This window comes from Inhella gelatinilytica (assembly GCF_016093295.1).
Classification (GTDB): domain Bacteria; phylum Pseudomonadota; class Gammaproteobacteria; order Burkholderiales; family Burkholderiaceae_C; genus Inhella; species Inhella gelatinilytica.
This window is the reverse complement of the sequence record NZ_JAEDAL010000001.1, coordinates 691,552-713,839: the sequence shown is the minus strand read 5'-3', so window position 1 is coordinate 713,839 and position 22,288 is coordinate 691,552. Positions and strand designations below refer to the sequence as shown.

Sequence of the window (22,288 nt, the reverse complement as noted above, 5' to 3'; positions counted from 1 at the left end):
TCCCGCCACGGCGGGCCGTACAGGGCTTCTGGCGCCTCAGTCGTACCAGAGGTCGTGCAGCGGGCCCACGTCGACGGCGGTCAGCAAGGGCTGGCCCCTCAACCAGGCCTCGATTTGAGCGCGCTCTTCGGCGCTGACGCTGCCCGAGGGGTAGCGCGACACGAAGGCGCCGCCCACGCCGCCGCCCATGCCCAGTCCCAGGGGCTCCAGCAGGGCGATCAAAGCATCCAGCAGTGCCTCTTCTTGTTCGGCGGTGGCTGAACTGGCCAACGTGGCCGACCACTCAAAGCCCATTTCCTGGAATTCGGCAATGCGCAGTTTTTTGCGCAAGCGGCGGCTGCGGCGTTTGGCCAGACCGGGGGCGCGGCGCAGGGGAAGATCGACGAAGTTCATGGGCAGATGCGACAGTCAAAACCCGCGATTCTCCAGGCTGACGCTCAGCGCCCGCGCCGCTGCCACAGCGGGCGCTTGCCCTTGAGCTGGCGCTCAATGCCGTCGTTGAGCCGGGCGCGCAGGTCCAGCACGGCGTCCACATGGCCGTAGACGCCGGGGAAGCGCAGGTCCAGCCAGAGCCAGAGCGTGCACTGGCGCAGCGCCTGCTCCATGCGGTCCAGGCGGGCGTGTTCATCCACGTCGTCCACAAACTCCGGCTCACCCGCGCTGCCCATGCGGGCGTGGCGCGCGGCCCAGCCTTGAAACTGCTCGATCAGCTGCGGCAGGCGGGAGTCCACCGGCGCCTGCGCGTAGCGGAATCGCTCTTGCAGGCTTAAAGAACCCGCGTTGCGATCCAGCATCTCGGCCAGCTCCAGCATCTGCTCCAGTTCGGCCACGGCAAAGTGGGCGTCGTCCAGGCGCAGCTGCTGCATGAAGATGCTCAGCACCGCATAGAGCTTCTTCACTCCCATGCGCTCGGCGATGGTGGAGACATGCGTCCAATTCGGCGCCACCGGGGCCTTGAAGTCGCGCGGGGCGCGCGGCTCCTTGGGCAAGAGCTCGCGCAGGATCTTCAAGGCGCTGGCCTCGCTCTCCTTGAGCACGCTGACAAAGCCTTCGTCGTGCAGGCCGTAGCGCCCGGCGCGACCGGCAATTTGGTGCACCTCGCTCACGCTGAGCTTGCGGTCGCCCACGCCGTCGAACTTCTCCAATGTGGAGAAGAGCACGCGGCGGATCGGCAGGTTCAGTCCCATGCCGATGGCGTCCGTGGCCACCAGCACGTCGCTCGCACCCACCGCAAAGCGCTCGGCCTCGCGGCGGCGCACCTCGGGCGGCAGGGCGCCGTAGATCACGCTCACGCGGTGGCCGTCTTGGGCAATCTGGTCGCGCAGCATCAGCACGTCGCGGCGGCTGAAGGCCACCACCGCGTCACCGGCCTGCAGCTGCGTCATCGGTACCGGGGCCTTCATCAGCTGCACCTGCTGCTTGCGCTCGAACACCCGGCGCTGCGCGCGCTCGCCGCACAGGGCCAGCAGGCGCTCGATGGCGGGTGCGGCATAGGCGGAGGCAATGATGATCAGCTCCCGCGCCGGCACGCCGCAGATGGCCTGCGTCCAGGCCCAGCCGCGGGAGTCGTCGAACAGCATCTGCGCTTCGTCGATCACCGCCACGTCCACGATCTCGCGCGTGTTGGCCATCTCGATGGTGCTGCTGATGACGCGGGCGTTGTCCGCCGGCACGCTCTCCTCGCCCGTCAGCAGCGAGCACGGCACGCCGCGGCCCACCAGGCGGTCGCGGCCCTCCAGGGCCAGCAAGCGCAAGGGCGCCAGGTACGCACCATCTCTTGCGTCAGCGAGCTTTTCAAACGCTGCGTGCGTCTTGCCGCTGTTGGGCGGGCCGAGGTACAGCGTCACTTGGCGGCCCAGGCGGCGCGCCACCTCAAAGCTGTCCGGGTAGCCGCGAAACGCCAGCTCGCGGCCCAGGCTGGCCAGGCGGTCTTGCTCGTTGACGGCGTTTTCCCAGCGGTCCTGGGCGCGGGTCAGCGCGGCCTTCAGGTCCTCAAAGGGCATGGGCACACTGCACTCGGCCTGCAGGCGCGCCAGCAGCGCGCCCATCATGCTGGGGTGGCCCATGGCTTCGCTGCGGGCCACCAGGTGGTTCAGGTGCAATGTCAGTTCAGCCGGGTGCGAGTAGGCCGGCATCTGCCCCAGCGCTTTGCGCAGGGCTGGCAGATCGCCATCGCGCACAAAGGCCCAGATGGGCGCCTCGTCCACCGGCACGCGGTGCGCGAGGTCGATGCGCCAGCCCTCGTGCGCTAGGGGCAGGGCCTGCATGCACAAGCGGGTGAACAGCAGCCCTTCGCGCTGCAGACCCAGGGATTCCAGCTGCTGCATGCGGCCCACCAGGAGCGGGCGCAATTCGTTGCTGAGTGGCGTGGCCGCCAGCTGGGCCAGCGCCACGGGGATGTGCTGCGGCAGGATCCAGCGGCTGGGCCGGCCGCCCGCAGCGGCCTTGGCAATCTGGATGGCCCCCAGGCGCTCTAGAAACTCGTCACCCGCATCGTCGAAGTCGGCCGGGGTCAGCACCTGGGGCAGGGCGTGCGCGGCTTGGCGGATGCGCTGCCAGTCTTCGGGCTTCAGGTCTTTGGGCAGGCGGGCCGCGTGGCGCGGCTGCGGCAGGGGGAATGCGGGGGCGGGGAGATCAGGCTTCACCCCGAGAGTGGAACAGATGTCACCCGCTCCGCCCAGCGCCGAATGATCCCGTGCAGTGCCGCCAGCCCGTCCGTCAGCGCGGCGGGGCCGGGTTGCAGGATCAGCGGGCTCTTCACCTCGTGCAGCTCGCCGTCGCGCACCGCGGGCAGCTCCGCCCAGCCCGGCCGCGCGGCCACCTGCTCGGGGCGGAACTTCTTGCCGCACCAGGAGCCAATGATGATGTCCGGTGAGCGCGCCAGGATCTCCGCGCGGTCCCCCACGATGCGGTCCCGCGCCAGGCTGGCCGCCGCCCGCTCGGGGAAGATGTCATCCCCTCCGGCGATGGTGATCAGCTCGCTCACCCAGCGGATGGCGCTGATGCTCGGCTCGTCCCATTCCTCAAAGTACACCTTGGGCCGCCGGGGCAGCAGCGCCGCCGCCTGCCGCACCTGCTCCACCTGCGCCGCCAGCTCGTCCGCGTAAGCCGCCGCCCGCTCCGCCGCGCCCACCATCGCCCCCAGCCGCCGCACATAGCCCAGGATGCCCTCCACCGAGCGGTGGTTGGTGATCCACACCTCCACCCCGGCCTGGATCAGCGTCTTGGCGATGTCCGCCTGCATGTCCGAAAACCCAATCGCCAGATCCGGCTTCAGCTCCAGGATGCGCTCGATCTTGGCGCTGGTGAACGCCGACACCCGCGGCTTCTCCTGCCGCGCCCGCGCCGGCCGCACCGTGAAGCCCGAAATGCCCACGATGCGGTGCTCCTCGCCCAGCGCGTAGAGCACCTCGGTGGGTTCTTCGGTGAGGCAGACGATGCGGGTGGGGAACAGGGAAGAGCTGGGAGAAATAGACATCGAAAACGATCCGTCACGCCGGCCAGTACAACTTGCGCAATGGCACCAGACGCTGCGTGTCGATGTCCATGCGCTCGTAGTGCTCCAAGACCGACTTCACCAGGTCGTCGATATCCATCAGGGTGACCGGAATGCGCGCGCGCTCGGCCTCATACCGTGCGTCTTTGCTGAAGCCGCCGGTGCTGACATACAAGCCCTTGTCGTTGTCGTGGCGCCCGCCCAGAAAGCTGCGAATCTCCTGTGAGCCCATCGCCGCTGTGCGGTGCTTGACCTCCACCACGATGCGCGGATCCTCGAAGCCCAGCCCGTCGGGGGAGGCCACGATGTCCTTGCCGCGGTCCGAGCCGCTGGGCGACACACGCGTCTTGTAGCCCATCGCCCGCAGCAGCCCGGCCACCAGCTCCTGCATGTCTTCCCAATCGAGCTGGCTGACCCTGTCCTTGATGAACTCGAAGGCCTTGCCTTGCAAGTCCTTGTACAGGTCATCGACTTGATCCTGCGCGCCAACCGCCTGCACCGCTTCGACGGGCTCGGCGGGCGCCCGGCTCAGCATGCGTTCAATTTCCGCGGCCGCCTCCGGAGGCACCATGAACAACGTGGAGATCGAGCCCAGGCTGTTGCGCGTCGCCACGGAAAGGCTGTCGCGCGACACCCGGCCACGCCACCGCACCTTGCGTTGGTTCGGCTGCTCAGGCGAAGCCTTGGGTGCGTACTCGTAGGCGCTCAACACCTCGCCAACCAGGTAGGAGCGCTCCGAAGGGCTGTAAGTCAGCATGCCGTCGCCGGCCTTGATCTCGCGCACAAATCGGTAAACCTGTCCGGCCGCGCTGGGGTACCAAGTGGGCTTGGCCTCGGGGTAAGCGGCTTCAACGCGGCGCATGAAATCTTCGCGCGCGACCAAACCCGCAAGGTCGCCCATTTCATGCCAGCCAATGCTGACCAAGCCTTGGCGTTCAAACTCCTCAAAGCGCCAGCCGGCCTCGCCGGCACGCACCATCCACAAAGTCTTGCTGCTCATAGGCTCCAATTAACTCCTGGAATTCGATGAGATCTCGCGCCCCGACTTGGCGCCCGGGAACGGGATCGTTAACTTGCGCCTATACTCTGTACCCAAGTGGACTGGGAGAACCCGGTCGGCGCTGCGGCCTCGGTGAGATTCATCGGGGCCTTTCGCTTTCTGGGGCCGGAAATACCTTCAGCCCCCAGCCCTCGTAGCCAGCTCCGACCGCCTGGCGGCCGCCGCTACAGAAGAACTTATTCTTCAAAACCTCGAAGGCGCGATTGGCCTGCAGCGGGCGCAGCACGCTCAAGCCCACGGGGCGGGCGACCAGATCGGCCAATTGGAGCCCCGCCGAATTGGTTTGCTTGCTGGCGAACTTCACTTCGAAGGGCAGGTGCTTGCCCATGCGGTTCGCACCGTCACAGATGCGGCGGAACTCAAGTTCAAGCTCATTGTCTTCCTTGCTGCCACGGCATTCAAAAACGACGTGGGTGAGTGCATCGTCCTGCTGCTTTTCTTGGAGCAATTCGTAAAGCGTCTCCAGGCAGAAACCCAAGGCGACGTGGTACGGATTCGGTGCAGGATCAGGCAGCTTGGCCCGTAGCTTTGCTTTGTCGATGACGCAGGCGATCAGGATGAAGTTGCTGGCCTCGATCATCGAGGTCAATTCGTCCTGGAACTCCAGCCTTTTGTCGCGATTGGGAAAACGAAAGTCGCCCTTCTCTTTGCGGATCTCGTGCTCATGCAAGACCACAAGATCATGTCCAAAGTGGTTGAACTTGAGCTTGTGGAGTGCTGGGACGACCTTCTCGCTGTAGTGGCCCTTGTAGAAAACACAGAAGGCCAGCACGAACACCGGATAGTTAGGATCGATCGAGACCAAGCCGTGGTCGCCGCTCTCGTCCACATAGACGATGAAGTTACTGAACTCGCCAAGTGGTGGCACAGCGCCTTGCTGTGCCGCCTGCTCCGGAGTCTCCGCATCGAACAGGGAGAACTGCTGGTGAGTCCCCGGTGGCTGGTTCATGGGCCGAAGTGGTGTCGATTGATCACGCGTCGATATTCGCCGCCCTCAGCGCATTCGCCTCGATGAAGTTCCGGCGCGGCTCCACCTCGTCGCCCATGAGCATGGTGAACACGCGGTCGGCTTCGATGGCGTCTTCGATCTGCACGCGCAGCAGGCGGCGCACGGTCGGGTCCATGGTGGTTTCCCACAGCTGCTCGGGGTTCATTTCGCCCAGGCCTTTGTAGCGCTGGCGGCCCACGGAGTTTTCGGCTTGCAGCATGAGCCAGGCCATGGCCGCGCGGAAGTCGTCGACCTTGGCTTCCTTGGCCTTTTCGCCTTCGCCCTTGCGCACGATGGCGCCGGGTTGGATCAGGCCCTGGAAGCTGACGCCGGCGTCGGCCAGCACTTCGTAGTCGGCCCCGTGCACGAAGTCGGCATGGATGACCGAGGCGCGCACGTTGCCGTGGTGCATGCGGGCGATCTTGAGGAAGAACTTGTCGGTGCGCGGGTCGGTCTCGGCGGTGACTTCGGCGTCGTGCAGCAGGCCCTTGAGTTGGGCGGCGCTGGCTTCGGCGGCCTCTTTGCTGTCCAGGTTGATGGCCAAGCCACCGGCCAGCACGTGCAGGGCTTCGCCATCCATCCAGTTGGAGAGGCGCTCGATCACGCTTTGCGCGGTGACATATTTGCGGGCCAGAACGTCCAGTGCTTCGCCGGTCAGGGTTTGGCCGGTGCCGGTGTCCAGATGCGCGTCTTGCAGCGCCACCTTGAGCAGGAAGCCGTCCAGCTCATGGCCGTCCTTCAGGTACTGCTCGTGCTTGCCGACCTTGACCTTGTAGAGCGGGGGCTGGGCGATGTAGATGTGGCCGCGCTCCACGAGCTCGGGCATCTGGCGGTAGAAGAAGGTGAGCAGCAGGGTGCGGATGTGGGCGCCGTCCACGTCCGCGTCGGTCATGACGATGATGCGGTGGTAGCGCAGCTTGTCCGGGTTGAAATCGTCATTGCCGCCGGTGCGGCCGATGCCGGTGCCCAGCGCCGTGATCAAGGTGATGATTTCGTTGGAGCTGAGCAGCTTTTCGTAGCGGGCCTTCTCGACGTTCAGGATCTTGCCGCGCAGGGGCAGGATGGCCTGGAACTTGCGGTCGCGGCCTTGCTTGGCCGAGCCGCCGGCGGAGTCGCCCTCCACGATGTAGATCTCGCAGCCGGCGGGGTCTTTTTCCTGGCAGTCGGCCAGCTTGCCGGGCAGGCCAAAGCCGTCGAGCACACCCTTGCGGCGCGTCATTTCACGGGCCTTGCGGGCGGCGTCACGGGCGCGCGCGGCCTCGACGATCTTGCTGCAAACGGCCTTGGCGTCGTTGGGGTTCTCCAGCAGCCAGTCGTTGAGCAGGCGGCTGACGATGTCTTCCACCGGCGCGCGCACTTCGCTGGAGACGAGCTTGTCCTTGGTCTGGCTGCTGAACTTGGGTTCGGGCACCTTGACGGAAACCACGCAGGCCAGGCCTTCGCGCATGTCATCGCCGCTGATTTCGACTTTGGCCTTCTTGGCCAGGTCGTTGTCGTCGATGTACTTGTTGATGATGCGGGTCATCGCGGCGCGCAGGCCGGTCAAGTGGGTGCCGCCGTCGCGCTGGGGGATGTTGTTGGTGAAGCAGAGGACGGACTCGTTGTAGCCGTCGTTCCACTGCATCGCTACTTCCACGCCGATGGTGGTGTTTTGCTCGCTCATCTTCTCGCCGATGGCGTGGAAGATGTTGGGGTGCAGGGTCTTCTTGCCCTGGTTGATGAACTCCACAAAGCCTTTGACGCCGCCGGCATAGGCGAACAGGTCTTCCTTCTGGTTGCGCTCATCGACCAAGCGGATCTTGACGCCGTTGTTCAGGAAGGAGAGCTCGCGCAGGCGCTTGGCCAGGATGTCGTAGTGGAACTCGTTGTTCTGCTGAAAGATCTCGGTGTCGGGCAGGAAGTGCACTTCGGTGCCGCGCTTGTCGGTCTCACCGATGACCTTCATGGGGCTGGTCTCGAAGCCGTCCACCACTTCGATCAGGCGGTCTTGCGGCACGCCTTGCTTGAACTCGATCTGGTGCACCTTGCCGTCGCGGCGCACCGTCAGGCGTAGCCACTTGCTGAGGCCGTTCACGCAGGAGACGCCCACGCCGTGCAAACCGCCCGACACCTTGTAGCTGTTCTGGTTGAACTTGCCACCGGCGTGCAGCTCGGTCAGGGCAATCTCGGCGGCGGAGCGCTTGGGCTCGTGCTTGTCGTCCATCTTGACGCCGGTGGGGATGCCGCGGCCGTTGTCGATGACGGAGATGGAGTTGTCCGAGTGGATGGTGACGGTGATGTCGTCGCAATGGCCGGCCAGGGCTTCGTCGATGGAGTTGTCCACCACTTCGAAGACGAGGTGGTGCAGGCCGGTGCCGTCGCTGGTGTCACCGATGTACATGCCGGGGCGCTTGCGCACCGCCTCCAGGCCTTCCAGGATCTGGATCGAATCCGCGCCGTAGCCCGGTTGGGGCGCTGCGGGTGGGTTCTCAGGGGTGGCTTGGTCGCTCATGACGGGAACTTTCGGGGAACTCTAGAAACACAGAAGCGGGCCGAGGCCCGCTGAATTGAAATCGGGGACCGTCAGATCCGCATTGGCATGACCACGTACTTGAAGTCGCTGCGCTCGGGCACGGTGAACAGCGCGGAGCTGGCGGAGTCGTTCAGGTCCAGCCCCACCATTTCTTGGGGCATGTTGGCCAGCACGTCGGTCAGGTAGGTGACGTTGAAGCCGGTCTCGATGGGGTCGCCCCCGTAGTCGATTTCGATCTCTTCCTTGGCCTCTTCTTGCTCGGCGTTGCTGGCGGCAATGGTCAGCAGGTTGTCGGCGAAGGAGAGGCGCACGGCCTTGAACTTGTCGCTGGTCAGGATGGCGGCGCGGTTCAGTGCGGCCAGCAGCGGTTGGCGGCCCAGCACCAGCTTGTGCTTGTGGCCCTTGGGGATGACGCGGTTGTAGTCGGGGAACTTGCCCTCGACCAGCTTGGTCACGAACTCCATGCCGCTGAAGCTGAAGCGGGCCTGGTTGCTGGAGAAGCGCATCTCGATGGCGGCGTTCTCGTCTTTGCTGCTGTCCTTCAGCAGGCGCTGCAGCTCCAGCACGGTTTTGCGCGGCAGGATGACTTCCTGCTTGGGCATTTCCACTTCCAGCTCGGCCTGGGCCAGGGCCAGGCGGTGGCCGTCGGTGGCGACAAGGGTGAGCGTCTTGCCTTCGGCGACGAAGAGGATGCCGTTCAGGTAGAAGCGGATGTCGTGCACGGCCATGGCGAAGTGCACCTGGTTGATCAGGTGCTTGAGCGTGGCCTGCGGCACGGCAAAGGCGGGGCCGAAGTCGGGGGCCTCTTGGACGAGCGGGAAGTCCTCCGCCGGCAGGGTCTGCAGGGTGAAGCGACTCTTGCCCGCCTGCAGCGTGAGCTTGCTCTGGCTGCTGGAGAGGCTGCAGATCTGGTCGCTGGGCAGGCTTTTGAGAATGTCGATCAGCTTGCGCGCGCCCACGGTGGTGGCGAACGGCTCGTTGCTGCCGTCAAACGGCGCGCGCGTGCGGATCTGGATCTCCAGGTCGGAGGAGATGAATTCCACCTCGTCGCCCTCGCGCTTCATCAGCACATTGGCCAGGATGGGCAGGGTGTGGCGGCGCTCCACGATGCCGGCCACCGACTGCAGGGCGGCAAGCAATTGGTCCTGGGGGCCTTTCAACACGATCATGCGGTTCTCTCCTGATACCGAATACGGGGCCAGCAGCCGTCAGTGCGGCCGGCGCGGGATTGTCGCCCAGCGCCGGCCGCCCGCTGTCCAGCAGGCGGCTGGGGTTTAGCCCAGCTTCTTCTTCAGCAACTCGTTCACCAAAGCGGGGTTGGCCTTGCCCTTGGTGGCTTTCATGGCCTGGCCGACCAGGGCGTTGAAGGCTTTGTCCTTGCCGGCGCGGAATTCCTCGACGGATTTGGCGTTGGCGGCCAGCACCTCGTCCAGGATGCGCTCCAGCTCGCCGGTGTCGCTCATCTGCTTGAGGCCCTTGGCCTCAATGACGGCGTCCACATCGGCCGATTCACCGGCCCACAGCGCTTCAAACACCTGGCGGGCGGCGTTGTTGCTGATGGTGCCGTCTGCAATGCGGGCGATCAGCGCGGCCAGCAGCTGCGGGCCCACGGGCGCAGCGTCGATGCCCTTTTCTTCGGCATTGAGGCGGCGCGAGATCTCGCCCATCACCCAGTTGGCCACCAGCTTGGGCGCCGCGCCCGCGGCCTTGGCGGCCTCGTAGTAGCGCGCCACGGCAAGGCTGGCGGTCATCATCTGGGCGTCGTAGGTGGGCAAGCCGTCTTGGCTCTCAAAGCGGGCGGCCATCACGGCGGGCAGTTCGGGCAGGTCGGCCTTCACGCGCTCCACCCAGTCGGCACCGATCATCAGCGGCGGCAGGTCGGGATCCGGGAAGTAGCGGTAGTCGGCCGCATCTTCCTTGCTGCGCATGGCGCGGGTCTCGCCCGTGTCGGGGTTGAAGAGCACGGTGGCCTGCTGGATCTCAAAGCCGTCTTCGATCTGGTCGATCTGCCAGTTGACCTCGTAGTTCACGGCCTGGATCAGGAACTTGAAGCTGTTCAGGTTCTTGATTTCGCGGCGCGTACCGAAAGGCTGGCCGGGCTTGCGCACGGAGACGTTGACGTCGCAGCGGAAGCTGCCTTCTTGCATGTTGCCGTCGCAAATGCCCAGCCACATGACCAAGGCGTGCAGGGTCTTGGCGTACTCGCAGGCTTCTTCGGCGCTGCGCATTTCGGGCTCGGAGACGATCTCCAACAGTGGCGTGCCGGCACGGTTCAAGTCGATGCCCGACATGCCGTGGTAGTCCTCGTGCAGGCTTTTGCCGGCGTCTTCCTCGAGGTGGGCGCGGGTCAGGTTGATGACCTTTTCTTGGTCGCCCACGAAGAAGCGCACCTGCCCGCCTTGCACCACGGGGATCTCGTACTGGCTGATTTGGTAGCCCTTGGGCAGGTCCGGGTAGAAGTAGTTCTTGCGCGCAAAGATGGAGAGCGGCGCAATGTGGGCGCCCACGGCCAAGCCGAAGCGGATGGCGCGCTCCACGGCACCGCGGTTCAGCACGGGCAGGGTGCCGGGCAGCGCCAGGTCCACGGCCGAGGCCTGGGTGTTGGGCGCCGCACCAAAGGCGGTGCTGCTGCCGCTGAAGATCTTGGAGACGGTGGAGAGCTGGACGTGGTTTTCCAGGCCGATCACGACCTCGTAGCCGCGGATGAGTTTGGAAGTTGTCATGTTCAGAAGCCCTTGGGCACGGCGCGGTGCCAATCGGTGGCGAGTTGCAGCGCGTGTGCGGTGTGCAGCAGTTGGCCCTCTTGGAAGTAGTTGCCGAGCAACTGCAAGCCCACGGGCATGCCGTGCGCGCCCAGGCCCACCGGCACGCTCATGCCGGGCAGGCCGGCCAGGCTGCCGGGCAGGGTGAAGATGTCGGCCAGGTAGGCCTTGACCGGGTCGTCGCCTTGCTCGCCCAGCTTCCAGGCCACGCTGGGGGCCACGGGGCCGGCGATCAGGTCGCACTGGGTGAAGGCCTGTTGGAAGTCGTCCGCAATCATGCGGCGCAGCTTCTGGGCTTGCAGGTAGTAGGCGTCGTAATAGCCGTGGCTCAGCACGTAGCTGCCGATCAAGATGCGGCGCTGCACTTCGGGACCAAAGCCCTCGCTGCGGCTGCGCTTGTAGAGATCCAGCAGGTCCTTCGGGTCTTCGCAGCGGTGGCCGTAGCGCACGCCGTCAAAGCGCGAGAGGTTCGAGCTCGCCTCGGCCGGGGCAATGATGTAGTACACCGGGATGGCCAGTTCGGTGCGCGGCAGGCTCACCTCAACCAGCGTGGCGCCGAGCTTTTCCAGCTCGGCCAGGCCGGCGCGCACGGCGGTGTTGACGTCGGCATCCAGCTGTGCGGGGAAGAACTCCTTGGGCAGGCCGATGCGCAGGCCTTCCAGCGGACGCGCGCTGCTCGCGCCGGCGCGGGCCTTGAGCATCTCGGCGTGGAAGTCCGGCGCGGGCTGCTGCAGGCTGGTGGCGTCGCGCTCGTCAAAGCCGCTCATGGCGGAGAGCAGCAGGGCGCAGTCTTCGGCACTGCGGGCCATCGGGCCGGCTTGGTCCAGGCTGGAGGCGAAGGCGATCATGCCGTAGCGGCTGCAGCGCCCGTAGGTGGGCTTGATGCCGGTGATGCCGGTGAAGCTGGCCGGCTGGCGGATGGAGCCGCCGGTGTCGGTGCCCGTCGCAGCGGGCACCAGACCCGCCGACACGGCCACGGCCGAGCCCCCCGAGCTGCCGCCCGGCACGCGCGTGGCATCCCAGGGGTTGTGGGCCTTGGCGTAGGCACTGTTCTCGTTGGCCGAGCCCATGGCGAACTCGTCGCAGTTGAGTTTGCCCAGACTGAACGTGCCGGCGGCATTGAGCTTGGCCACCACGGTGGCGTCAAACGGGCTCTTGTATCCGGCCAGGATCTTGGAGCCCGCGGTGGTGGGGTGCTGCGTGGTGACAAAGATGTCTTTGTGCGCCATCGGTACGCCCAGCAGCGGCGCGGTGTCGCCGGCTGCGCGGCGGGCGTCGGCTTGCGCGGCCGCGGCCAGGGCGCCCGCGCCGTCCAGGTGCAGGTAAGCGCCGAGGTCGGCGTGGGCTTCAGCGCGGCTGAGCAGGGCTTGCGTCCATTCGACGCTGCTGATCTTTTTGTCGGCCAGGGCCTTCAGGCCATCGGCGACGCCATACAGGGGTGCACTCATTCGATCACTCACTCGATGACTTTGGGCACAAGGAACAGCCCGTCTTCGACCGCGGGGCTGCTGGCCTGGTTGGCTTCGCGCTGGTTGGTTTCCGTTACCGCGTCCTCACGCAGGCGCAGGGCCACTTCTTGCACGGCCGAGAGCGGCGTGTAGAGCGGCTGCACGCCCGTGGTGTCCACGGCGCGCATGGTTTCCACGATGTCAAAAAAGCCGTTGAGTTGGCTCAGCAGTTGTTCCGCCTGGGCGGGTGGGCAGTCGAGCCGGGCCAAGTGGGCGATGCGGCTCACGTCTTGAAGGGTCAGTGCCATAGCAAGTCCTCGGTCAGCGCGTCAAAAAAAGCCAGCAGAACCAAGACCTTAGGGTCTGGCTCCTAGCAAACGCGCGGGGGGCTGCTGGTATTATCTCTGGCCCCAAATTTGCGAGGCCGCCAGGGCGCATCCGTGCTGGCGGCCTTTCCGTATTCCTGCCGCGTTGGCGCCTTGGCGCTGACGGGCTACCCCGCTTGCCCCTGCCATGTTTGGTTCTCTGCGCCGCTATTTTTCGACCGACCTTGCCATTGACCTGGGCACGGCCAACACCCTGATCTACGTTCGTGACAAGGGCATCGTCCTCGACGAGCCCTCCGTGGTGGCCATCCGCCACGAAGGCGGCACCAACGGAAAGAAGACCATTCAGGCCGTGGGCCGCGAAGCCAAGGCCATGCTGGGCAAGGTGCCCGGCAACATCGAGGCAATCCGCCCGATGAAGGACGGCGTGATCGCCGATTTCGTGATCACCGAGCAGATGATCAAGCAGTTCATCCGCATGGTGCATCCCCAGTCCATGATGCGCCCCAGCCCCTGCATCATCATTTGCGTGCCCTGCGGTTCGACCCAGGTGGAGCGTCGCGCCATCCGCGATGCCGCGCTGGGCGCCGGCGCCTCGCGCGTGGAGTTGATCGAAGAGCCAATGGCCGCCGCGATTGGCGCCGGCCTGCCGGTCAGCGAAGCCGCGGGTTCCATGGTGATCGACATCGGCGGCGGCACGACGGAAGTCGGTGTCGTCTCGCTGGGTGGCATGGTCTACAAGGGCAGCGTGCGCGTGGGCGGCGACAAGTTCGACGAGGCCATCATCAACTACATCCGCCGCAACTACGGCATGTTGATTGGCGAGCCGACGGCGGAGTTGATCAAGAAGACCATTGGCTCGGCCTTCCCGGGCAGTGAAGTGCGCGAGATGGAAGTCAAGGGCCGCAACCTCAGCGAGGGCGTGCCGCGCAGCTTTGCCATCAGCAGCAACGAAATCCTGGAAGCGCTGACCGACCCGCTGAACCAAATCGTGTCGGCCGTGAAGAACGCGCTGGAGCAGACCCCGCCCGAGCTGGGCGCCGACATTGCCGACCGCGGCATGATGCTCACGGGCGGTGGCGCCCTCTTGCGCGACCTGGACCGCCTGCTGCGCGAAGAGACCGGTCTGCCCGTGTTGGTGGCCGAAGACCCGCTGACCTGCGTGGTGCGGGGTTGCGGGATGGCGCTGGACCACCTGGACCGCACCGGCTCCATCTTCACCAGCGATTGATCTAGGCGGGGCTAAACCATGGCCCTGGCCACGCTGGATCGCAGTCCCCCCCCGCTGTTTCGGCAGGGGACGAGCGCGCTGAACAAGTTGCTGGTGTGTGCCGCGCTGTCGGTATTGCTGATGGCGGCCGACACGCGCTGGGGGGTGACCGCGCCTTTGCGTTCGGTGCTGGCGACGGTGCTGAACCCTGTGCAACGCGCCTTGTTGGCCCCGGTGGATGCGTACGACGAATTGCGCGACCGCCTTCGGGGTGCGCGCGCGGCGATGGCCGCGGAACAAGCGGCGCGGGCGCAGTTGGCACAGCAGGCGTTGGTGCTCGCCCAGACTCGGACCCTGCAACTGGAAAACGAGCGCCTGCGCAAGCAACTGGGTCTGCGGGAGGCGGTGCCGGTGCCAGCCCACGCGGCCGATGTGCTCTTCCAGGCCGGCGACCTTTTTTCGCAGCGACTGATCATTGATCGCGGCCGTGCCGATGGCGTCAGGCCGGGAGCCGCCGCCATCGACGAGCGGGGGGTCTTGGGTCAGGTGACGCGGGTGCACCTGCAGTCGGCTGAGGTGACGCTGCTGGCCGACAAAGAGGCCAGCATCCCGGTACTCAATGTCCGCACGCAGGCCCTGATGGTGGCGTTTGGCGGGGAGCGCGAAGCGGGCATGGAACTTCGCTTCGTGGCGGCCAACGCGGACATCAATGTCGGGGACGAATTGGTGACGTCGGGCCTGGACGGGGTGTACCCGCCCGGTTTGCCCGTGGCGCGGGTGGTGGAGGTTCAGCGGCGGGGTCAGACCAGTTTTGCGCGGGTGCGGGCTCAGCCTCACGCCCGAGCGGATGGTGCGCGTCAGGTGTTGGTGCTGGGCCAGATGCCGGGGGTTGAGGCCGCCCAACAAGAAGCGCAATCGGCGACGGACCGCCCCAAGACCGGAGGTCGCCCATGATCATGCCGCGCGGCACCGGGCAGTTGCTGCTGCCGGCCAAGCCCTGGTTTATTGCCCTCACGCTGCTGATGGCCCTGCTGCTGGACATGCTGCCAGTGGGGCCGCAACCGGCAGCGCCGAGCGCCCTGGCGGTGGTGCTGGTGTTCTGGAACGTTCACCAAGCCCGCCGAATTGGCGTGGGCTGGGCCTTCTTTTTGGGGCTGCTGATGGATGTCCACCACGGCGCCATCTTGGGCCAACACGCGCTGGCCTATAGCGGGCTGGCTTTCTTGGCCGTGACCCTGCACCGTCGGCTGCTGTGGTTTGGCGTGTGGCAGCAGGCACTCCAAGTGCTGCCCCTTTTTGTAGCGGCCCACGTGGTGCAGGTCTCCGTGCGACTGATGGCGGGCGGCATGAGCCCCAGCCCCTGGATGCTGCTCGCGCCGGTGTTCGAGGCCTTGCTCTGGCCGTTGGCCTGGGTGTTGTTGCTGGCCCCGCAACGCCGAGCGCCCGAGCGCGACGAACACCGTCCGCTGTGATCCCGAAGGTGACGGCAACGGCATGGCGCTGATTCGCGATTCGGTTCAGGAGCTCGCCCGCTTTCGCCTGCGGGTCTGGGTGGCCCTTGGGTTTGTGGCGGTGTGCTTTGCGCTCTTGCTCGCGCGCCTGTTCACGCTCCAAGTGTTGCGCCACGACGAGCTGCACGCGGCGGGCGAAGCCAACCGGGTGACGGTGGTGCCCATCGCCCCGAATCGAGGACTCATCAAGGATCGCAATGGGGTGGTGCTGGCCAGCAACTACTCGGCCTACACGCTCGAAATCACACCCACCAAGGCCGACCGCGATTTGAACGCCTTGATTGATGAGTTGGCCACCGTGGTGGACATCCAGCCCCGAGACCGCCGGCGGTTTTTTCGTCTCTTGGCGGACGGCAAACGATTCGACTCCCTGCCCATTCGGAATCGCCTGAGTGACGCCGAGGTGGCCATGTTTGTGGCCCAGCGGTGGCGCTTTCCTGGGGTGGATGTGCAGGCGCGCTTGTTCCGCCAATATCCGCTGGGTGAAGTGGGCAGCCATTTGCTTGGCTACATCGGCCGCATCAGCCCCAAGGATCGCGAGCAAATGGAGGTCTGGGACGAGGAGCGCTTGGCGAATTACAAGGGCACGGACTACATCGGAAAACTCGGCCTGGAGCAGAGCTACGAGTCCGAACTGCACGGCACCACCGGGTACCAGCAGGTCGAGACCAGTGCGGGCGGGCGGGCCGTGCGCAGCTTGGGGCACCGCCCCCCCACGCCAGGGAATAGTCTGCAGCTGTCCGTCGACATCAAGTTGCAGCACCTGGTCGAGGAAATGTTTGGCGACCGTCGAGGAGCGCTCGTGGCTTTGGACCCCCGCAATGGGGAGGTCTTGGCCTTCGTCTCCAAACCCGGGTTTGATCCCAACCTGTTCGTGGACGGCATCGATGTCGAAAACTGGAAGCTGCTGAACGAGTCCATCGACAAGCCGCTGCTCAATCGCGCGTTGCGCGGCACCTACCCGCCCGGCTCGACTTACAAGCCGTTCATGGCACTGGCGCTGCTCAACACCGGTGTACGGCGCCCGGACACCATCATCAACGACACCCTGGTCTACCACTTCGGGGGCCGCGCCTTTGGCAGCCCGGAGAACGAACGGGGCGGGGCGATGGACATGCGCCGCTCCATCGTGGAGTCCAGCAACGTCTATTACTACTCGGCGGCCAATGAGCTGGGGGTAGACCGCATCCACGACCAAATGGAGCCCCTGGGGTTCGGCCGGCGCACCGACATTGACCTGGAGGGCGAGGTGACGGGCATCCTGCCCAACCAGGATTGGAAGCGGCGGGTGCTCAAACAGAAGTGGTTCCCGGGCGAAACCATCAGTCTGGGGATTGGGCAGGGCTACAACGCCTTTACGGTGCTGCAAATGGCCACGGCCACGGCCACGTTGGCCAGCGGCGGGCAACGCTTCAAGCCGCGTTTGGTGCGGGAGGTTGAAGATGTGGTGCATCACACGCGCCGCCGGGTGTCCGGGGAGGCCCTGCCGCCCCTGAACATCAAAGCCGAGCACGTGGCGGTCCTGAAGGAGGCCCTGCATGGTGTGACCTATCAAGGCACCAGTACGCGCTCGTTTGCCGGGGCGCCTTACCCAAGCGGTGGCAAGACCGGTACGGCGCAAGCCGTGGGGATGAAGGCGGGGCAGAAGTACAACGCGGCGCAAATGGAGGAGCGGCGCCGTGACCACGCTTGGTACATGGCCTTTGCGCCGGTCGATCAGCCGCAGGTTGCCCTGGCCCTCATCGTGGAGAACTCGGGATTTGGTGGGCAGAACGCCGCCCCCATCGCCCGACGGGTGTTCGATTACCTTCTGCTGGGTCAAGTGCCCAGCGAAGAGGATCTGGCGCTGGTTCGTGAGGGCAAGGCGTTGGCGCCGATGGGTAAGCCCAGGCTGGCCGCCGACTGGCGTCTGCCCGGCGAGGCGGGGTTTGTGCCCCCCCCGGCGTCGGCTGCGACGAATGGTTCAGCGGCCCCTGCGCCGCGGCCGTCCGCGTCAGGAGGAGTGCCATGAGTACCGTGATCCAGCGGCCCACTTGGGTGCAGCGCCTGCGTCCGCTCTGGAAAGACTTGGATGCCGGATTGCTGCTGGCCTGCCTGTGGCTGATGGTCTGGGGTTTGGTGGCCATGTACTCGATCGGGCATGACCATGGAACCCGGTTTGTGGATCACGCGCGCAACTTCGTCATCGGGGCGGGCGTGATGCTGCTGGTGGCGCAGGTGCCGGCCCCCAAGCTGACGCGTATCGCGGTTCCGCTTTATGCCGTGGGGGTGGCGCTGCTGATCGCCGTGGCCCTGTTTGGCATCACCAAAAAAGGCGCGACCCGGTGGCTCAACCTGGGCGTAACCGTCATTCAGCCCAGTGAGCTGCTGAAGATCGCCACGCCCCTGATGTTGGCCTATTGGTTTCAGCTTCGCGAGGGTCAGCTGAAGCTGCTGGACTTTGTGATTGCTTTTGTGCTGTTGGGAGTGCCGTTTGGTTTGATCGCCAAACAGCCGGATCTGGGCACGGGCCTTCTGGTCTTGTTCGCGGGCCTATATGTGATCTATTTCGCCGGGCTGAGTTGGAAGCTCATCATTCCGTTGGTGGCGGCGGGGGTCATCGCCATTGGTAGTTTGATTGCCTTTGAATCGCAAATCTGTGTGGACGAGGTGAAGTGGCCGCTGCTCAAGGACTATCAAAAGACGCGGGTGTGCACGCTGCTGGACCCCCACAAGGATCCGTTGGGCAAGGGCTTCCACGTGCTGCAGGGGGGCATTGCCATCGGGAGTGGCGGGGTGACGGGCAAGGGCTTCATGCAGGGATCGCAGACCCACCTGGAGTTCATACCGGAACGCACGACGGATTTTTTGTTTGCCGCCTTCGCCGAGGAGTTTGGGTTGTTGGGCGCGCTGGCCCTGTTGCTGGGATTTGGGCTGTTGCTCTTTCGGGGGCTGTCCATTGCGGCGAATGCCCCCTCGCTGTTTGAGCGGCTGTTGGGCGGCGCGGTCACGCTGTCCCTGTTCACCTATGTATTTGTGAACATGGGCATGGTGATCGGTATCCTGCCCGTGGTGGGGGTTCCGCTGCCCTTCATGAGCTACGGCGGGACCGCCATGGTTATGTTGGGCCTGTCGCTCGGCATCTTGCTGGCCATTGGCCGCAGCCGCGCATTCATTCAGCGTTGAACCGCAGGGTGAAGAGCGCGCCGGGCCCCTCCGTACCCCGGCGCGGACGGGCCTCGCTGAGTTCAATGGTGGTGCCGTGTTGGCGCGCAATCTGAAGGGCAATGGCCAGCCCCAGCCCTGAGCCCTCCACCCCCGTGCCCAGTTGGCGGTAGAACGGTTCGAACACGCGGTCGCGGGTCGACTCGGGAATGCCGGGGCCGTTGTCCTCCACCTGCAGCACCACGACGCGCCCAAAGGGGTCCTCGGTCACGCGCACGGTGACCGTGCCGCCATCGGGGGTGTAGAGCAGGGCGTTATCAACCAGATTGCGGATCAGCTCGACCAGCATCCACGGCAGCCCTGTCACCCGCAACTCGCAGTGGTCGGGACCGTCGTAGCCCAGGTCGATGCGCTGGTTGAGGGCGCGGGGTACGAAGTCCTGCATGGTGTCACGAGCCAGCGCGGCGAGATCCATGGGCTCACGGGGCATCACATCCGCACCGGACTCGCTCCGGGCCAAGGCCAGCAGTTGGCTGACCGTGTGGGCGGCGGCCTGGCTGGACTGGGCGATGTGGTCGAGCGACCGCTTGAGCTCTTCGGGCGAGGATTCCCCCCGCTGCAGGGCGCGTGCGGCCAATTCGGCTTGCGTCCTCAAACCGGCCAGGGGCGTTTTGAGTTGATGCGCTGCATCGGCCAAGAACTGCTTCTGGGTGCGCAAGGCCCGCTCCCGGCGCGCCAGCAAATCATTGATGGCCTGCACCAAGGGTGCGACTTCTTCCGGTGCCTGGCTCACGTCGATGGGGCTGAGGTCATCCGCGGCTCGGCTGCGAATGCGGCGCTGCAGGGCTTCCAGCGGTCGGAACCCTTGGGTCAGCGCCAGCCAAGCCATCAGCGCGGCCAGGGGCAACAGCAGAAACTGGGGCAGAAGCACCCCTTTGATGATGTCGCTGGCCAAGGACTCGCGACGGCTCATCCCTTCGGCCAACTGCAGAATCAGGTGCCGCTCGGGGGTGCCCGGTACGGTCACCGGCAAACGCACCCAAACGGCAGCTACCCGCAGCGACTCGCCCTCCAGTTCGTCCTCTCGCAATTGCACCTGTCCCGCGGCCTGGCGCCCGAGTTGCGGCACCGGCAAGCGGCCGTCGCCCGCAACCAGTTCCCCTTTCGGTCCCAAGACTTGATACAGAACGGTGTCTGCGGGGTCGTTGCGCAACAGCGCCAAGGTCTGGGCATTCAAGTGCAAGCGCCCCTCCTGCAGGGCGGCCTGCTCCGCCAGGGCCCGGGCGGTTTCGGTCAATTCCCGGTCATAGGGCTGGTTGGCGATGGACTGGGCGACTGCCCACGTCAGCACCACACTGGTCGGCCACAGCACCAACAAAGGGGCCAACATCCAGTCCAGCAGTTCGCCGAACAGGGAGCGCGGCCCACGGCGAGAAAAACGCGCCGGTGGCGGGCTCATTCGCGCTCAGGCCTCACCGGCAATGCGCTCCAGGCAGTACCCCAACCCCCGAACCGTGGCGATCCGGACGGGCCCTTGTTCGATCTTCTTGCGCAGTCGGTGAACGTAGACCTCGATGGCGTTGTTGCTCACCTCGTCACCCCAATTGCAGAGATGCTGCACGAGCTGGTCTTTGCTGACCAATCGCCCCGCCCGTTGCAACAAGATCTCCAGGAGCGACAACTCACGAGCCGACAACTCCACCATTTGGTCATTGAGGTAAGCCACCCGGCCTGTGGAATCGAAGCTCAGGGGCCCGTGCTTGATCAGATTCCCCGTGGACCCCAGGCCGCGCCGGGTGAGCGCGCGCACGCGCGCCTCCAATTCGGCCAGCGCAAAGGGCTTGGCCATGTAGTCATCGGCGCCCAGGTCCAGGCCTTGCACGCGCTGCTCCACGCTGTCGGCAGCGGTCAGGACGAGCACGGGCAAATGCTGGCCGCGCCCCCGCAAGCGCCGGAGCACTTCCAAGCCGCTGAGCTTGGGCAAACCGATATCCAAAATCAACAGGTCGAACTCGTGAACCGCCAGTGCCGCGTCGGCTTCGGAGCCAGTAGCCACGTGGTCGGCGGCATAGCCCGCGCTGCGCAAGGCGCGCATCAGGCCGTCGGCCAAGACACGGTCATCTTCTGCAATCAGGACTCTCATGCGGGTATCTTAGGCACCCGAACTTGACCTGTACCTGACGGCCCGCGCGAAAATTCTGCTGAATGGCTCATCCTGTGAGCCACATCGGCTCTACGCTGACCGGGTGATTTCAGCGGCCTCTCGCCGTCTGATCACCACACCGCGGCTGGATTCCGCAGCACGAATCGACGTTGTTCGGGCGCGCCGAGTCTGGCTATACTGCTGTACACATATCCAGTTATTCAACGGAGCCCACATGAACGCGCCTGCTGTCACCGAAAAGCAAAAAGCCCTTGCTGCCGCCCTGGCCCAAATCGAAAAGCAGTTCGGCAAGGGCTCCATCATGCGCCTGGGCGAAGGCGATGTCATTGAAGACATTCAGGTCGTTTCGACGGGCTCGCTGGGCTTGGATATTGCGCTGGGCGTGGGCGGTTTGCCCCGCGGCCGTGTGATTGAGATTTACGGTCCCGAAAGCTCCGGCAAGACCACGTTGACGCTGCAAGTCATTGCCCAAATGCAAAAGCTGGGCGGGGTCTGCGCCTTCATTGACGCTGAGCATGCGCTGGATGTGCAGTACGCACAAAAGCTGGGTGTCAACCTGACCGACATGCTGATCAGCCAACCCGACACGGGTGAGCAGGCGCTGGAAATCGTCGACGCTTTGGTGCGCTCCGGTTCGGTGGACTTGGTGGTGATCGACTCGGTGGCGGCCCTGACACCGCGGGCGGAAATCGAAGGTGAAATGGGCGACCAGCTGCCCGGCCTTCAGGCCCGGTTGATGAGCCAGGCCCTGCGCAAGCTCACCGCCACCATCAAGAAGACCAATTGCACGGTGGTTTTCATCAACCAGATCCGCATGAAGATCGGCGTCATGTTTGGCAGCCCGGAAACCACGACCGGGGGCAATGCGCTCAAGTTTTACGCCTCGGTGCGCCTGGACATTCGCCGAATCGGCTCGATTAAGAAGGGCGAAGAGGTCATTGGCTCTGAGACCAAGGTCAAAGTGGTCAAAAACAAGGTGTCGCCGCCCTTCAAGACGGCCGAGTTCGACATTCTTTACGGCGAGGGCATCAGCCGCCAAGGCGAGGTCATCGATCTGGGCGTTCTCCACAAAATCATCGACAAGAGTGGCGCTTGGTATGCCTACAAGGGCGAGAAGATCGGCCAAGGCAAGGACAACGCCCGCGAGTTTCTGCGCGAGAACCCCGACTTGGCGGTGGAAATTGAGAACAGGATCCGCGAAGCGGTCGGCGTCGCCCCAATGGGCGGCGACGACGGCACGAGCGTGAGCGAGTGATGGGAATTCGGGACGTCGCGTGCGCTTCCAGCGAGGCGGCAGACTTGGTGCAGCATTTTTGGGCCCTGGCCAACGGGCAGCAGTGGGCGGGCCTGGCGCGTCTGCTCGCGCCGGATTTCCGCTACGAGGTGCCGCAAACCCGTGAATTCATCGAGGGCCCTGACGGACTGGTGGACTTTTTCGCGACCTGGCCGCAGCCTTGGCGCGTGGACCTCCAGCGCTGCCTTGCCCAAGGGGACCAGGTGGCGGTCCAGATGAGTTTTCACGATGACACCCCAGAGGTTCAAACCTGCGTGGGCTTTTATGAATTGGATCGGGGGCAGATTCGTCGCATCGTCGAGTACTGGCCGGCCGCCTATGAGCCGCCGCCGCGCCACAGTCCCCACGTCCAGCGTGCCGTTGAATAACCCCA

19 protein-coding genes are annotated in these 22,288 nt (G+C 65.2%); 7 read left to right on the top strand and 12 right to left on the bottom strand.

Annotation, left to right across the window (positions count from 1 at the left end):
• Positions 1–36: 36 nt before the first annotated feature.
• The 10 genes from I7X43_RS03245 to gatC all read right to left on the bottom strand — a co-directional run bounded on the left by I7X43_RS03245 (position 37) and on the right by gatC (position 12,574).
• Positions 37–393, bottom strand: coding sequence for a 50S ribosome-binding protein YggL (locus I7X43_RS03245; RefSeq protein ID WP_198099452.1), 357 nt, complete (start codon positions 391–393; stop codon positions 37–39).
• A 44-nt stretch (positions 394–437) separates the two neighbouring features.
• Complete coding sequence (locus I7X43_RS03240) at positions 438–2,645, bottom strand: helicase-related protein (protein ID WP_198099451.1); 2,208 nt, start codon at positions 2,643–2,645, stop codon at positions 438–440.
• Positions 2,642–3,478 (bottom strand): helical backbone metal receptor, encoded by an 837-nt coding sequence (locus tag I7X43_RS03235; RefSeq protein ID WP_198099450.1) that lies wholly within the window; start codon positions 3,476–3,478, stop codon positions 2,642–2,644. The genes I7X43_RS03240 and I7X43_RS03235 overlap by 4 nt, the downstream gene beginning before the upstream one ends.
• 13 nt (positions 3,479–3,491) lie before the next feature.
• Positions 3,492–4,496 (bottom strand): restriction endonuclease, encoded by a 1,005-nt coding sequence (locus I7X43_RS03230; protein WP_198099449.1) that lies wholly within the window; start codon positions 4,494–4,496, stop codon positions 3,492–3,494.
• Between the two features lie 139 nt (positions 4,497–4,635).
• Positions 4,636–5,505: a DUF3800 domain-containing protein gene (locus I7X43_RS03225; RefSeq protein ID WP_198099448.1), complete on the bottom strand. Its 870-nt coding sequence runs from the start codon at positions 5,503–5,505 to the stop codon at positions 4,636–4,638.
• Positions 5,506–5,527: 22 nt separating this feature from the next.
• Positions 5,528–8,035 carry a DNA topoisomerase (ATP-hydrolyzing) subunit B gene (gyrB, locus tag I7X43_RS03220; RefSeq protein ID WP_198099447.1) on the bottom strand — a complete coding sequence of 836 codons (2,508 nt, stop codon included), beginning with the start codon at positions 8,033–8,035 and terminating at the stop codon, positions 5,528–5,530.
• Positions 8,036–8,106: 71 nt separating this feature from the next.
• On the bottom strand, positions 8,107–9,225 hold the full coding sequence (gene dnaN, locus I7X43_RS03215) for a DNA polymerase III subunit beta (protein WP_198099446.1): 1,119 nt from the start codon (positions 9,223–9,225) through the stop codon (positions 8,107–8,109).
• A gap of 105 nt (positions 9,226–9,330) precedes the next feature.
• Positions 9,331–10,779, bottom strand: a complete 1,449-nt coding sequence (gene gatB / locus I7X43_RS03210; RefSeq protein WP_198099445.1) for an Asp-tRNA(Asn)/Glu-tRNA(Gln) amidotransferase subunit GatB — start codon at positions 10,777–10,779, stop codon at positions 9,331–9,333.
• A 2-nt stretch (positions 10,780–10,781) separates the two neighbouring features.
• Positions 10,782–12,266 carry an Asp-tRNA(Asn)/Glu-tRNA(Gln) amidotransferase subunit GatA gene (gatA, locus tag I7X43_RS03205; protein ID WP_198099444.1) on the bottom strand — a complete coding sequence of 495 codons (1,485 nt, stop codon included), beginning with the start codon at positions 12,264–12,266 and terminating at the stop codon, positions 10,782–10,784.
• Positions 12,267–12,274: 8 nt separating this feature from the next.
• A complete protein-coding gene (gene gatC, locus I7X43_RS03200; protein WP_198099443.1) occupies positions 12,275–12,574 on the bottom strand; it encodes an Asp-tRNA(Asn)/Glu-tRNA(Gln) amidotransferase subunit GatC in 300 nt (99 codons plus the stop codon).
• A gap of 205 nt (positions 12,575–12,779) precedes the next feature.
• Between gatC and I7X43_RS03195 the strand changes: the two genes are divergently transcribed.
• From I7X43_RS03195 to rodA, 5 genes are read left to right on the top strand one after another with little or no spacing between them, the layout of a single operon-like run.
• Positions 12,780–13,823, top strand: a complete 1,044-nt coding sequence (locus I7X43_RS03195; protein ID WP_198099442.1) for a rod shape-determining protein — start codon at positions 12,780–12,782, stop codon at positions 13,821–13,823.
• Positions 13,824–13,841: 18 nt separating this feature from the next.
• Entirely contained in the window at positions 13,842–14,756 is a 915-nt protein-coding gene (mreC, locus tag I7X43_RS03190) for a rod shape-determining protein MreC (protein WP_198099441.1), read from the top strand.
• Positions 14,753–15,274 carry a rod shape-determining protein MreD gene (gene mreD / locus I7X43_RS03185; RefSeq protein WP_198099440.1) on the top strand — a complete coding sequence of 174 codons (522 nt, stop codon included), beginning with the start codon at positions 14,753–14,755 and terminating at the stop codon, positions 15,272–15,274. The genes mreC and mreD overlap by 4 nt, the downstream gene beginning before the upstream one ends.
• A gap of 22 nt (positions 15,275–15,296) precedes the next feature.
• Positions 15,297–17,324 (top strand): penicillin-binding protein 2, encoded by a 2,028-nt coding sequence (gene mrdA / locus I7X43_RS03180; RefSeq protein ID WP_198099439.1) that lies wholly within the window; start codon positions 15,297–15,299, stop codon positions 17,322–17,324.
• On the top strand, positions 17,321–18,478 hold the full coding sequence (rodA, locus tag I7X43_RS03175) for a rod shape-determining protein RodA (protein WP_198099438.1): 1,158 nt from the start codon (positions 17,321–17,323) through the stop codon (positions 18,476–18,478). Before mrdA ends, rodA begins: the two co-directional genes overlap by 4 nt.
• Here the strand turns inward: rodA and I7X43_RS03170 are convergent.
• Together I7X43_RS03170 and I7X43_RS03165 are read right to left on the bottom strand one after the other, a co-directional pair.
• A complete protein-coding gene (locus tag I7X43_RS03170; protein WP_198099437.1) occupies positions 18,465–19,916 on the bottom strand; it encodes a sensor histidine kinase in 1,452 nt (483 codons plus the stop codon). The two genes, rodA and I7X43_RS03170, sit on opposite strands and share 14 nt — an antisense overlap.
• A gap of 6 nt (positions 19,917–19,922) precedes the next feature.
• Positions 19,923–20,600 carry a response regulator gene (locus tag I7X43_RS03165; protein ID WP_198099436.1) on the bottom strand — a complete coding sequence of 226 codons (678 nt, stop codon included), beginning with the start codon at positions 20,598–20,600 and terminating at the stop codon, positions 19,923–19,925.
• A 235-nt stretch (positions 20,601–20,835) separates the two neighbouring features.
• On the opposite strand from I7X43_RS03165, the gene recA reads away from it, so the two are divergent.
• Both recA and I7X43_RS03155 read left to right on the top strand, forming a co-directional pair.
• Positions 20,836–21,876: a recombinase RecA gene (gene recA, locus I7X43_RS03160; protein ID WP_198099435.1), complete on the top strand. Its 1,041-nt coding sequence runs from the start codon at positions 20,836–20,838 to the stop codon at positions 21,874–21,876.
• Positions 21,876–22,283 carry a nuclear transport factor 2 family protein gene (locus I7X43_RS03155; protein ID WP_198099434.1) on the top strand — a complete coding sequence of 136 codons (408 nt, stop codon included), beginning with the start codon at positions 21,876–21,878 and terminating at the stop codon, positions 22,281–22,283. Before recA ends, I7X43_RS03155 begins: the two co-directional genes overlap by 1 nt.
• Positions 22,284–22,288 lie beyond the last annotated feature (5 nt).